This window comes from Streptomyces sp. NPDC006235 (genome assembly GCF_040613735.1).
Taxonomy (GTDB): Bacteria; Actinomycetota; Actinomycetes; order Streptomycetales; family Streptomycetaceae; genus Streptomyces.
Genome location: NZ_JBEXSR010000025.1, coordinates 1 through 12,219, shown reverse-complemented (window position 1 = coordinate 12,219; position 12,219 = coordinate 1). Strand labels below are relative to the sequence as shown.

The 12,219-nt window shown below is 72.7% G+C and carries 9 protein-coding genes and 1 rRNA gene; 5 read left to right on the top strand and 5 right to left on the bottom strand.

Translation table 11 applies throughout. The features are described 5' to 3' along the window. Positions 1–91: 91 nt before the first annotated feature. From ABZ192_RS26205 to mtnA, 4 genes are all read right to left on the bottom strand, one after another. Positions 92–1,924, bottom strand: coding sequence for an LpqB family beta-propeller domain-containing protein (locus ABZ192_RS26205; RefSeq protein WP_356926908.1), 1,833 nt, complete (start codon positions 1,922–1,924; stop codon positions 92–94). Then, positions 1,914–4,121, bottom strand: coding sequence for an MtrAB system histidine kinase MtrB (gene mtrB, locus ABZ192_RS26200; RefSeq protein WP_356926907.1), 2,208 nt, complete (start codon positions 4,119–4,121; stop codon positions 1,914–1,916). Before mtrB ends, ABZ192_RS26205 begins: the two co-directional genes overlap by 11 nt. A gap of 1 nt (position 4,122) precedes the next feature. Next, a complete protein-coding gene (gene mtrA, locus ABZ192_RS26195) occupies positions 4,123–4,812 on the bottom strand; it encodes a two-component system response regulator MtrA (protein WP_003990656.1) in 690 nt (229 codons plus the stop codon). A 199-nt stretch (positions 4,813–5,011) separates the two neighbouring features. Next, positions 5,012–6,160: an S-methyl-5-thioribose-1-phosphate isomerase gene (mtnA, locus tag ABZ192_RS26190; RefSeq protein ID WP_356926906.1), complete on the bottom strand. Its 1,149-nt coding sequence runs from the start codon at positions 6,158–6,160 to the stop codon at positions 5,012–5,014. Between the two features lie 140 nt (positions 6,161–6,300). Here mtnA and ABZ192_RS26185 point away from each other — a divergent pair, with 140 nt between their 5' ends. From ABZ192_RS26185 to ABZ192_RS26165, 5 genes are read left to right on the top strand one after another with little or no spacing between them, the layout of a single operon-like run. Beyond that, a complete protein-coding gene (locus ABZ192_RS26185; RefSeq protein ID WP_356926905.1) occupies positions 6,301–7,785 on the top strand; it encodes a glycerophosphoryl diester phosphodiesterase membrane domain-containing protein in 1,485 nt (494 codons plus the stop codon). A gap of 4 nt (positions 7,786–7,789) precedes the next feature. Further along, entirely contained in the window at positions 7,790–8,560 is a 771-nt protein-coding gene (locus ABZ192_RS26180) for a DUF4129 domain-containing protein (protein WP_356926904.1), read from the top strand. After that, complete coding sequence (locus ABZ192_RS26175) at positions 8,557–9,753, top strand: DUF4350 domain-containing protein (RefSeq protein WP_356926903.1); 1,197 nt, start codon at positions 8,557–8,559, stop codon at positions 9,751–9,753. Before ABZ192_RS26180 ends, ABZ192_RS26175 begins: the two co-directional genes overlap by 4 nt. Then, positions 9,753–10,742 carry a MoxR family ATPase gene (locus ABZ192_RS26170; RefSeq protein WP_356926902.1) on the top strand — a complete coding sequence of 330 codons (990 nt, stop codon included), beginning with the start codon at positions 9,753–9,755 and terminating at the stop codon, positions 10,740–10,742. Before ABZ192_RS26175 ends, ABZ192_RS26170 begins: the two co-directional genes overlap by 1 nt. Continuing rightward, entirely contained in the window at positions 10,742–12,052 is a 1,311-nt protein-coding gene (locus ABZ192_RS26165) for a DUF58 domain-containing protein (RefSeq protein ID WP_356926901.1), read from the top strand. The genes ABZ192_RS26170 and ABZ192_RS26165 overlap by 1 nt, the downstream gene beginning before the upstream one ends. Before the next feature lie 79 nt (positions 12,053–12,131). Here the strand turns inward: ABZ192_RS26165 and rrf are convergent. Next, positions 12,132–12,219: ribosomal RNA gene (gene rrf, locus ABZ192_RS26160) — 5S ribosomal RNA — on the bottom strand; the annotation flags it as partial.

Genomic DNA, 12,219 nt, shown 5'->3' with positions numbered 1-12,219 from the left:
CCCTGTGGACAACGGCCTGTGGACAACTCCCCGCCCGACGAACCGCTCATCCGTGAGACCACCTCCCGGGAAGGCGCGGGGGCGCCACACCTCACCCCGGATAAACCGGCGCCGTCCCCTCCGTCACCTTCTCCCACTGCGCGCCCGACGGGAGCCGGACGATGCCGTCCACCGAGTACGCCACCAGCGGCAGCCGCTCGTCCTCGGCGGCGGTGACCTCCTTCACGCCGGTCAGAGCCGCGGGCGCCGGTACGTCCGGCGTGGAGCCGTCGACCTGGACGTACCGCATCTGCTCCACGCCGCCGTGCTCACGCCCGACCACCACGAGCCGGCTGTCCCCGGCCCACGACATGGCGGTGACCTCCTCCAACTCCGGTGTCGCCGAACGCAGTTCGGCCACCCTGACGGCAGGCTGCTCGCCCGGCTTCCCCTCCCGCTCGATCAGGCCGACGAGCAGGGTCTTCTTGCCGCCCTTCTCCACGACGAGGGCGATCCGCACCCCGTCGGCGGCCACCCGCACGGCCTGGACCCGCCCGTCCACGTGCGGCATGCGCACCTCCAGCGGATCACCCTTGCCCTCCTGCAGCAGGAGCAGCCGGGGATTGTCCGGGTCGCGGTCGGCCACCCACAGGCCGTCGTGCGCATCCCAGCTGGGGGTCGTCAGCCGGTCGGCCTCGGACCGGCCATGGCTGCGCAGTACCGGCTCGCCCAGCGAACCGCCCGAGACCAGCGAGCCCACGTACAGCGACTTGCCGTCGAGGCTGACGCCGGCCGCGGTGTGCTCGTCGCGTGAGACGGCCACCGACCGCAGTGCCGTGTCGCCCTCGCCCAGCGCCCCCGGCGCGGGGTCCGACTCGGGGTCGCTGCTGCCCGCCGGGATCCGTACCAGCCGGTCCTTGCCGTCGACGAAGTACAGGTAGTCGGGGCGGCGCGCCGAACTCCGGAAGGCGGCGGAGTCGGAAGCGCCCTGCGTGAGCGAGCACAGTTCCTCCCCGTCGGCCCGCAGCTCGATCTCCTCCACCGCGGGGCTGAGGCTCTGCAGGGTGAACAGCAGCTGGGCCGCCATCTCCTGGCACCGGTTGGTGCCGATTCCCGCGGCCTTGTCGTTGAGCGGGACCGTCAGCTTGTTCCGGTCGTCGGGCGCCAGCGCACCGGTCTTCTTCGCCAGCGCCGTACCGGTGGGGAAGCTCGACCTGACCACGGGCCCGAGCCACCGCGTGGGCCCGCTCAGGACGGAGCGCACCACCTGCGTCATGGGGTCCACCCGCCGGCGGACGTACACCGGGTCGGCGACCGCGGTGGGCTGGGTGTCCGCCCCGGCCACCGTGGTGTTCGAGGCGAAGTAGTACTTGTTGACGGACATGTAGTTGCGCTGGAAGTCCGACTCGCCCATGACGACGCCCTGCGGCAGCGCGTCGATCCGCCACTGCCGGCTCTTTTCGTCCTGCGTCAGATGCACGGTGCGGCCGTACGCCCCGGTGGCCGGCGCGTACGCCTGCTGCGCGTCCACGGTGGCCACCTTGGTGCCGGTGAGCGTGTACGAGATCTCGCCGGTGTCCTCCCCGCCGCCACCCGCCTCGGGCTTGGCACCCGGCCCCTCCGCCAGCACGGTGGTGGAAGTCTCCGGCCGCCACGTCTTCGCGGCCTCGCCGGTCAGGTACTGTCGCGCGGTCTTGTAGTGCGGATCGTCGCTGGTGAGCGCCTCGAGGAAGCCCTGCACGATCTCCGAGGGCGGCGCGTCCTCCCCGGGCGGCACGGCGAACACCCGTACCTGGGTGTCCTGACGCGGCGTGGACTCCACACCCCGCAGATCCCCGCTGTCCGGCATCGAGGCACACCCCGCCATCAGCAGGACGCCACCGGCGGCGTACGCCATCACGCGCGCGGGCGTACGCCGACCGCGCCCCCCACGGTCAGCGCCCACGAGATGCCTCCCCATGCCTGTCCGCGCTCTCCGTCCCGGTTTCCCTGCCCGAGCCCGCGGATCCGTCGTCCCTGTCCGCGTCCCGCGGCCCGCTCACATCCCGGCCCCGAGAGGCCCCGGCAGACCCACTCGACCTGCCGTCGCCGGCCGCAGTCGCCGGACCACCGCCGGCCGCGCTCGCCGACCCACTCACCACACCCTTGCCGGCTGCACTCGCGGTGCCCGAGGCGGGCCGGGGCACCACGCGCGCGCCGTTGCCGGGCAGGGCCGTCGGATCCGCCGTGGGGGCCGCTGAGGCCGCCCGCGGCGGTATCGGATCACGCGCCTGTCCCGACGGCACCGGCCCGCTCGCCGACTGCGCCGGCACGGTCGCCCGCTTCTCGCCGTCCCCGCCGCCGCACGGCAGCCCGGCGTCGTCGAGTCCCCGGTTCCGCCGTGAGTCCTTGGGCTCCAGCGGTATGGGCGAGCCCCGCAGCGGCTCGTCCGCGGTCCTGGGCAGCGTCAGCCGGAACTGCGAGCCGCCGCCCGGCTCGCCCCACGCCTGAAGCCAGCCGCCGTGCAGCCGCGCGTCCTCCAGGGCGATGGACAGCCCCAGACCCGTACCACCCGTCGTACGCGCGCGTGCCGGGTCGGCCCGCCAGAAGCGGCTGAACACCCGGGTCGCCTCGCCCGGCTTGAGCCCGACCCCGTAGTCCCGCACCGCGACCGCGACCGCGCCACCGGCCGCGGCGAGCTTGACGACCACGTCCCTGCCCTCACCGTGCTCGACGGCGTTCACGACGAGGTTGCGCAGCACGCGCTCCACGCGCCGGGCGTCGGCCTCGGCGACGACGGGCTGCTGGTCGCCCACGATCCGGATCTGCGTGCCCTTGCGCTCCGCGAGCGGCTCGGCCCCGCTCACCACCCGCCGTACGACGTCCCTGAGGTCTATCGGCTCCGCCTCCAGCGCGGCGGCGCCCGCGTCGAACCGGCTGATCTCCAGCAGGTCCGCGAGCAGCGACTCGAACCGGTCCAGCTGGTCGGCGAGCAGCTCCGCCGACCGCGCGGTCACCGGGTCGAAGTCCTCACGGGCCTCATGGATGACGTCCGCGGCCATCCGTACGGTCGTCAGCGGCGTACGCAGCTCGTGCGACACGTCCGACACGAACCGGCGCTGCATCCGCGACAGGTCCTCCAGCTGGCTGATCTTCAGCTGGAGGTTCTGGGCCATCTTGTTGAAGGCCTCGCCGAGCCGCGCGATGTCGTCCTCACCGGTGACCTTCATACGTTCCTGAAGCCGCCCGGCGGACAGCCGCTCGGCGATCCCCGCCGCCATCCGCACCGGCGTGACGACCTGCCGCACCACCAGCCAGGCGATGGCCCCCAGCAGGACGACGACGAACAGCCCGGCCGTCGCGAGGGTCCCCTTGACCAGGCTCAGCGACTTCTCCTCCTGGGTGAGCGGGAAGAGGTAGTAGAGCTGGTACGGGTCCCCGTTGGGGTCGTTGACCTGCTTGCCGACGACGAGGCCCGGCTGGGAGTCCTTGGTCGCGTTGTTGTAGGTGATGCGGGTGTAGCTCTGCGCGGCCGTCGTGCTGCTGCCGATCCGCTCGCGCAGCTCGGGGGGCACGCTCCTGCTCCAGTCCACCTCGCCGGAGGCACGCTGTCCCCGGCCGCCCGCGCCGTCCTCGTCGGAGGCCGGGAGGGTCACCACGTCGAAGGCGCCCTGGCCGCCGCTGGACAGCGAGGAGACCAGGTCGCTCATCCACTCGGTGACGTTCTGTGCGGGACGCCCGTCCGCCGTGGCGACATCGTCGCCGGTGCCGCTCGCCGCCTCGTCCGCCCGCTGCTTGGCCACCGCGAATCCGCCCGTGGCCTGGCTCTGGGACGCCTTCACCTTGGCGTCCAGCAGGCCGTTGCGCACCTGCCCGATGACGACGAAGCCCAGCAGCAGGACCACGCCCAACGACATCAACAGCGTCGTGACGACGACCTTGAGTTGGATGTTGCGCCGCCACAGCCGCATGACCGGCAGCAGCGGCCGGCGCACCCACCGCATGAACAGCCGGATGACCGGACTGCCCTGGACCCCGCCCTGGAGCAGCAGCCCGCTCTCCAGGAACCGTCCCCAGCGGGAGCCCGCCTTCTTCCGCCCGACAGACCGCCCCGGGCGGGCCCCGGACCGGCCGGGCGCCGAAGCGGCACTGTCGCCGGACATGTCAGCTCGGTCCTGCCTTGTACCCGACACCACGGACGGTCACCACGATCTCCGGCTTCTCCGGGTCCTTCTCGACCTTGGAGCGCAGCCGCTGCACATGCACGTTGACCAGACGCGTGTCCGCCGCGTGCCGGTAGCCCCACACCTGCTCCAGCAGCACCTCACGCGTGAACACCTGCCACGGCTTGCGCGCGAGCGCGACCAGCAGGTCGAACTCCAGCGGCGTCAGCGCGATCGACTGCCCGTCCCGCTTCACGGAGTGCCCGGCCACGTCGATGACCAGGTCACCGATGGCGAGCTGCTCCGGGGCGGGCTCTTCCGACCTCCTGAGCCGCGCCCGGATCCGGGCCACCAGCTCCTTCGGCTTGAACGGCTTCACGATGTAGTCGTCGGCACCCGACTCCAGGCCCACGACGACGTCGACCGTGTCGCTCTTCGCCGTGAGCATCACGATCGGCACACCGGACTCCGCCCTGATCAGGCGGCACACCTCGATGCCGTCCCGGCCGGGCAGCATCAGATCGAGCAGCACCAGATCGGGCTTGGACTCGCGGAAGGCGGCAAGCGCCTTGTCGCCGTCGGCCACGAAAGACGGCTCGAAACCCTCACCACGCAGCACGATGCCGAGCATCTCGGCAAGTGCGGTGTCGTCGTCGACGACAAGGACTCGTCCCTTCATAAACGACATCATCCCATTCTCATAACAGTGGCGAAGGCAGTGGTGAGGTAGGTCACCGGCCAGTGACCATAGTCGCAGCAAGCGCTACTGTCTGCCCTCGCCCGCCTCCCTTGGTGATCTCGACGACGCGCAGCGGCAGGCCCTCGCCCCGCGAAACGACGAGGTTGCCGGAGCCCGCGCCCCTGCGCACGCGCTCCGGCCGCCACCCGGCTCAGCCCGCCGCCACCCGGCGCGACCGGGCACACACCTCGGCGAGCGCCTCGTCCGTGACCGGGGAAACCGCGCCCTCCTCCGTGACGATCGCCGTCACCAGCTCGGGCGGCGTCACGTCGAACGCCGGGTTGTACGCCTGCGTCCCCAGCGGCGCCACCGGAATGCCACCGCCCGCCTCCGCCCCGGTCACCGGCACCTGCGGCGCCACGAACTCGGTCACCTCATGACCGGCCCGCTGCTCGACCTCGATGGACGCCCCGTCCGGGGTGTCCAGATCCACTGTCGTCACCGGCGCCACCACGATGAACGGCACATGGTGATACCGCGCCAGCACCGCCAGCGGATAGCTCCCGACCTTGTTCGCCACCGAGCCGTCCGCCGTGATGCGGTCCGCCCCGATCAGCACCGCGTCCACCTCCCCGGCGGCGAACAGCGACCCGGCTGCGTTGTCGGTGAGCAGCGTGTACGCCATCCCGCTGCGCGCCGCCTCGTACGCCGTCAGCCGGGCGCCCTGCAACAACGGACGCGTCTCGTCCACCCACAGACGCCGGAGCCGGCCCGCCCGGTGCGCCGCCAGCGCCACCGCGAACGCCGTCCCCTCGCCGCCCGACACCAGCGAACCGGTGTTGCAGTGCGTCAGGATCCGGTGCCCGCCGCCGGGCAGCAGCTCGTCCAGCAGGGCCAGCCCGTGCTCGGCCATCCGCGCACTGGCTTCGGCGTCCTCCCGGTGCAGCTGCCGCGCCGCCGCCAGCGCCGCCGCGGCCGCCTGCCTGATGTCACCGCCCTTGGCGAGCGCGGCCTCGTGGGCCGCCTGTGCCCGGCGCACCCCCACAGCCAGGTTCACCGCGGTCGGCCGGGCGCTCGCCAGCGCGGCGGCGGCCTCGTCCACGTCGAAGCCCCGCACGGCCGCGAGTGCGACGCCGTACGCCCCCGCGATGCCGAGCAGGGGCGCCCCGCGCACGGCGAGCGAGCGGATCGCCTCCACCAGCGCGGGCGCGTCCGTACAGACCAGTTCGACCTCCTCGGCCGGCAGCCTCGTCTGGTCGAGAAGGACCAGAACGGGTCCTTCCGGTGGCTCGTCCCAACGGATCGCCGGGGTCTCGGTCGGCCGCTTGTCATCACCGCTGTACGCGTACTGATCAGCCATGCCGTCAGTCTGCCCCCTAACGCGCGGACAATTGAAGGTACGCAGCCCATACCGCTGCCGGTCACTCCAAGACCACCCCATGGCACGATGGCTGCCAACCTGCCGCCGCGACCGCGGACGGGCACCGTGAAGGAGCGACGATGAACGACACTCCGGGCTGGGCCTCGCCCGGATCCGCCCCGTCCGACGGGCAGAAGCCGGACGCGTCCGGCCCTCCCGAGCCCGCCGACCGCCCGGGCCCTGCCGAACCCGCCGACCGCCCGGGCCCTGCCGAACCCGCCGACCGCCCGGGCCCTGCCGAGTCCGCCGACCGCCCCGGCCCCGCACAGCCCGCGGACCAGCCGGGCCAGCCGGCCCAGGCCCCGCAGGGCCCCGGCCCGCAGTGGTCCAAGGACCAGCCGCCACCCGCCCAGTGGTCCGCCCCCAGCGGCTCCGGAGGCCCGGCCGTCCCCGGCCAGGCTCCTCCGCCCCCGCCGCCCGGCCCGGGCTGGGGCACCCAACCCCCCGGCGGATACGGCCCCGGCGGTCCCGGAGGCTACGGCCCCGGCGGTCCAGGAACCCCCGGCGGATACCCGGGCCCTGGCGGCCCCGGAGGCTACGGCGGCTGGGGCAACGCCTGGGGCGGCCCCCCGCCCGCTGCCAAGCCCGGTGTGATCCCGCTCCGCCCGCTCGGCGTGGGCGAGATCCTCGACGGCGCCGTCTCCACCATGCGCACCTACTGGCGCACGGTCCTCGGCATCTCCCTGACCGTCGCGGTCATCACCGAGATCATCGTCGTGCTGTTCCAGGGCCTCGTCCTGGACGACTCCAGCACCGCCGCCCTCAACGACCCCAGCGCCACCCTCAGCGAACTGAGCCGCGCCATGGGCGACGCCATGCTCAACTCCACCGTCGTCTTCGTCATCTCCCTGGTCGGCACGGTCATCGCGACCGCGCTGCTCACGACCGTCACCAGTCGCGCCGTGCTCGGCAAGTCGGTGACCATCGGCGAGGCCTGGCGGGACGCCCGCCCCCAGGTCGTCAAACTCTTCGGCCTCATCTGCCTGCTGCTGCTCATCACCGCGGGCATCGTCACCGTCGGCACCCTGCCCGGCATCCTCATCGCCGCCGCTGGCAGCACCGGGGCGGGCGTCGCCCTGACCATACTGGGCGTCATCGGCGCCGGCATCGTCGCCCTCTGGCTGATGATCCGCTTCTCCCTGGCCTCGCCCGCCCTGATGCTGGAGAAGCAGGGCATCAAGAAGGCCATGAGCCGCTCCACGAAGCTCGTCCGGGGCACCTGGTGGCGGATCTTCGGCATCCAGCTGCTCGCCACGATCATCGCGAACGTCGTCGCCTCGATCATCGTCATCCCGTTCACCTTCCTCGCCGCGGCCCTCAGCGGCAACGGCGTCACCGGCTGGCTCAACAGCGGCGGCTCCGGCCTCGGCTGGACCTTCCTCATCGTCAGCGGCATCGGCGCGGTGATCGGCTCCATGATCACGTTCCCGATCACGGCCGGCGTCACCGTGCTCCTCTACATCGACCAGCGCATCCGCCGCGAGGCCCTCGACCTCGAACTGGCCCGCGCCGCCGGTGTCCAGGGCTACGGCTCCACCGCCCCCGGCGCCGTCCCGGGGAGCTGATGCCGTGAGCTGGGCGGGGGACGTTCTCACATCGGCGCTGCCAGGCGCCGCCATACGCACACTGCTGCGCGCCGACGGCACGTCCGTACTGTCGTCGGCACGCTCCGCCGACGAACCGCCCCTCACCATCCCGCGCGACCCCGCGCGCGAGGCGGCCCGGCGCGAGCTGTCGAAGCGGATGTACCACGAGGACGACCCCAGCCTGTTCCAGCGCGCCCTCGACGCCTTCTGGGACTGGCTCGACAAACTGTTCAACGCCGCCTCGACCGCCACGCCCGGCGGCACACTCGGCCTGGCCGTCATCATCCTGGCCGTCGTCGCCGTACTGGCCGCCCTGTGGTGGCGCCTGGGCAGCCCGCGCCGCCAACCCACCTCGTCCGCCACCCTGTTCGACGACCGCCCCCGCAGCGCCGCCGACCATCGCGCCGCCGCCGAGGCACACGCCGCCCAGGGCCACTGGAACCAAGCCGTCCAGGAACGCATGCGCGCCCTCGTCCGTGCCCTGGAGGAACGCGCCCTCCTGGACGTCCGCCCCGGCCGCACCGCCGACGAGGCCGCCGCCGAAGCCGGCCGGGCCCTGCCCGCCCACACCGACCGACTGCGCGCCGCCGCCCGCGACTTCGACGACGTGACATACGGCGGCCGGTCGGCGACCGAGCAGTCGTACCACCGCATCGAAGAACTCGACCGCGACCTGGAACGCACCAAGCCCCAGCTCGCCACGAGCAGCGCCCCCACCACGGCCCCCCACACCCGCCAGGGAGCCGCCGAATGACCACCGAGGCCACCCTCCAGCCCACCTCGGCCTCGCCCACCGCCCGCCAGGTCTGGACCCGCGCGCGCGGCATCGCGCTCGCCCTCGTACTGCTCCTGGTGGGGGCCATCGCCATCGCCGTGCTCCGCTCCGACGCCCGCCACGGCGAACTCGACCCGCGCTCCGCCGACCCCAACGGCAGCCGCGCAGTCGCCGAACTCCTCGCCGACCGGGGCGTGGACACACGCGTGGTCACCACCCTCGACGAGGCAGCCGCCGCAGCAGGCCCGGACACGACCCTCCTGGTCGCCGTTCCCGACCTGCTGACCCGCAGTCAGCAGTCCCGCCTGCACAACGCGTTCGCCGACTCCCGCGGCCGCACCGTCCTGGTCGCCTCCGGCAGCGCGTCCGTCGAGCGACTCGCCCCCGGCGTCACCGCCGACCCCGCCACCAGCCTCGACTCCACGCTCTCCCCCGACTGCCGGCTGCCCGCCGCCCGGCGCGCGGGCACCGCCGACACGGGCGGCGTCCGCTACACCACCACCCACCTCGACGCCGACGCGTGCTACCCCAGCGAGCGCCTGGCCACCCTGCTGCGCATCCCGGACGCGACCGGGGACGGCGACACCGTCGTCCTCGGCGCGCCCGACATCCTCCTCAACGACCGCCTCGACAAGCAGGGCAACGCCTCGCTCGCCCTCCAACTCCTCGGCTCCCGCCCCCATCTGGTCTGGTACCTCCCCTCGCTCTCCGACACGTCGGCCACCGGCACCGACGACGAACGCAGCTTCTTCGACCTGATGCCCTCGGGCTGGCTCTGGGGCACCCTGCAACTCTTCATCGCCGCAGCCCTGGCCGCCCTCTGGCGGGCACGCCGGCTCGGCCCCCTCGTGCCCGAAAAACTCCCCGTGGCGATCCGCGCCTCCGAAACCGCCGAAGGCCGAGCCCGCCTCTACCGCAAGTCCGACGCCCGCGACCGCGCGGCCAACGCTCTTCGCTCCGCCACCCGCACCCGCCTCGCCCCCCTCACAGGCGTCCCCGTCACCCAGGCGCACACGCCCGAGGCCCTGCTCCCCGCCCTGTCCGCCCACCTCCACGGCGACGGACAGGACCTGCGCACCCTGCTCTTCGGACCCCCGCCCAGCGACGACGCAGCACTCATCGCACTCGCCGACCAACTCGACGCCCTCGAAAGAGAGGTACGCCGTCCATGATGGACCCGACCACTGACAACGCCGGGCAGACCGGGGACCCGGGCGCCGCCCGAGCCGCCCTGGAGGCCCTGCGCGCCGAGATCGCCAAGGCCGTGGTCGGCCAGGACCCCGCCGTGACCGGCCTCGTCGTCGCCCTGCTCTGCCGCGGCCACGTCCTCCTCGAAGGCGTCCCCGGCGTCGCCAAGACCCTCCTGGTCCGCGCCCTCGCCTCCGCCCTCGAACTCGACACCAAACGCGTCCAGTTCACCCCCGACCTGATGCCCAGCGACGTCACCGGATCCCTGGTCTACGACACCCGAAGCGCCGAGTTCTCCTTCCAACCCGGCCCCGTCTTCACCAACCTCCTCCTCGCCGACGAGATCAACCGCACACCCCCCAAGACCCAGTCGTCCCTCCTGGAAGCCATGGAAGAACGCCAGGTCACCGTCGACGGCACCCCTCGCACCCTCCCCGACCCGTTCCTGGTCGCCGCGACCCAGAACCCGGTGGAGTACGAGGGCACCTACCCCCTCCCCGAAGCCCAGCTGGACCGCTTCCTCCTCAAACTCACCATCCCCCTCCCCTCCCGCCAGGACGAGATCGACGTCCTCACCCGCCACGCCGAGGGCTTCAACCCACGCGACCTGCACGCCGCCGGCGTACGCCCCGTGGCGGGCCCAGCCGACCTCGAGGCAGCACGCGCCGCCGTCGCCAAGACGACGATCTCCCCGGAGATCACCGCCTACGTGGTCGACATCTGCCGCGCCACCCGCGAGTCGCCGTCCCTCACCCTCGGCGTCTCCCCCCGAGGCGCCACGGCTCTCCTGGCCACCGCCCGCGCCTGGGCCTGGCTGACCGGCCGCGACTACGTCATCCCCGACGACGTGAAGGCCCTCGCCCTCCCCACCCTCCGCCACCGCGTACAACTCCGTCCGGAGGCCGAAATGGAAGGCGTGACGGCCGACTCCGTCATCAACGCGATCCTCGCCCACGTCCCCGTCCCCCGCTGATGGCACTCACCGGACGCGCCGCCCTCCTGGCAGCCCTGGGCTCCCTCCCCGTAGGCATCTGGGAACCCAGCTGGACGGGCATCCTGGCGGTCAACGCACCCTTGGCCGTGGCCTGCGCCTGCGACTTCGCCCTGGCCGCCCCCGTACGACGCCTGGGTCTCAGCCGCTCCGGCGACACGTCCGTACGCCTCGGCGACACCGCGGACGTGACCCTGACCATCACCAACCCGACCCGCCGCCCCCTGCGTGCCCGCCTCCGCGATGCCTGGCCACCGAGCGCCTGGCAGCCAGGCATGGAAACAACGGCCTCCCGCCACCGCCTCACGGTCCCCGCGGGCGAACGCCGACGCGTGACGACCCGCCTGCGCCCCACCCGCCGGGGCGACCGCCAGGCTGACCGTGTCACCATCCGCTCGTACGGCCCTCTCGGCCTCTTCTCCCGCCAGGGCACCCACAAGGCCCCCTGGACCGTACGTGTCCTGCCCCCCTTCACCAGTCGCAAGCACCTGCCCTCCAAATTGGCCCGCCTCCGCGAACTGGACGGCCGCACAAGCCTGCTCACCCGCGGCGAGGGAACCGAATTCGACAGCCTGCGCGAGTACGTCCCCGGCGACGACACCCGCTCCATCGACTGGCGCGCCACAGCCCGCCAGTCCGCGGTCGCCGTACGCACCTGGCGCCCGGAACGCGACCGCCACGTCCTCCTGGTCCTCGACACCGGCCGCACCTCGGCAGGCCGCGTGGGCGACGCACCCCGCCTCGACGCCTCCATGGACGCGGCCCTCCTGCTCGCGGCCCTCGCCTCACGCGCCGGCGACCGCGTCGACCTCCTCGCCTACGACCGCAAGGTCCGCGCCCTCGTCCAGGGTCGCACCGCAGGCGATGTCCTTCCGTCCCTGGTCAACGCGATGGCCACGCTCGAACCCGAGCTCGTCGAAACGAACGCCCGAGGCCTCACGGCCACAGCCCTGCGCACGTCCCCCCGCCGCTCTCTGATCGTGCTCCTCACGACCCTGGACGCGGCCCCCATCGAAGAGGGCCTCCTCCCGGTCCTCTCCCAGCTCACCCAGCGCCACACGGTCCTGCTGGCATCAGTAGCGGACCCGCACATCAGCGAAATGGCGAAGGCCCGCGGAAACGTCGACGCCGTCTACGAGGCAGCCGCAGCCGCCCAGGCCCAGTCCGAACGTCACCGCACGGCAGAACAGCTCCGCCGCCACGGGGTGACGGTCGTGGACGCGACACCCGACGATCTGGCGCCGGCATTGGCGGACGCGTATTTGGCATTGAAGGCAGCTGGACGCCTATGACGTTTAGGGCCCCTCGGAAGAGGGCCCCAAAACGCAGAAAACCCCCGCATCCGAAGATGCGGGGGTTTTCCTAATAATTGTTCGGCGGCGTCCTACTCTCCCACAGGGTCCCCCCTGCAGTACCATCGGCGCTGTAAGGCTTAGCTTCCGGGTTCGGAATGTAACCG

Coding starts and splice junctions, on each gene's coding strand:
- mtrB (WP_356926907.1), bottom strand. CDS start 4,121: ATGTCCGGCGACAGTGCCGCTTCGGCGCCCGGCCGGTCCGGGGCCCGC.
- mtrA (WP_003990656.1), bottom strand. CDS start 4,812: ATGATGTCGTTTATGAAGGGACGAGTCCTTGTCGTCGACGACGACACC.
- mtnA (WP_356926906.1), bottom strand. CDS start 6,160: ATGGCTGATCAGTACGCGTACAGCGGTGATGACAAGCGGCCGACCGAG.
- ABZ192_RS26185 (WP_356926905.1), top strand. CDS start 6,301: ATGAACGACACTCCGGGCTGGGCCTCGCCCGGATCCGCCCCGTCCGAC.
- ABZ192_RS26175 (WP_356926903.1), top strand. CDS start 8,557: ATGACCACCGAGGCCACCCTCCAGCCCACCTCGGCCTCGCCCACCGCC.
- ABZ192_RS26170 (WP_356926902.1), top strand. CDS start 9,753: ATGGACCCGACCACTGACAACGCCGGGCAGACCGGGGACCCGGGCGCC.
- ABZ192_RS26165 (WP_356926901.1), top strand. CDS start 10,742: ATGGCACTCACCGGACGCGCCGCCCTCCTGGCAGCCCTGGGCTCCCTC.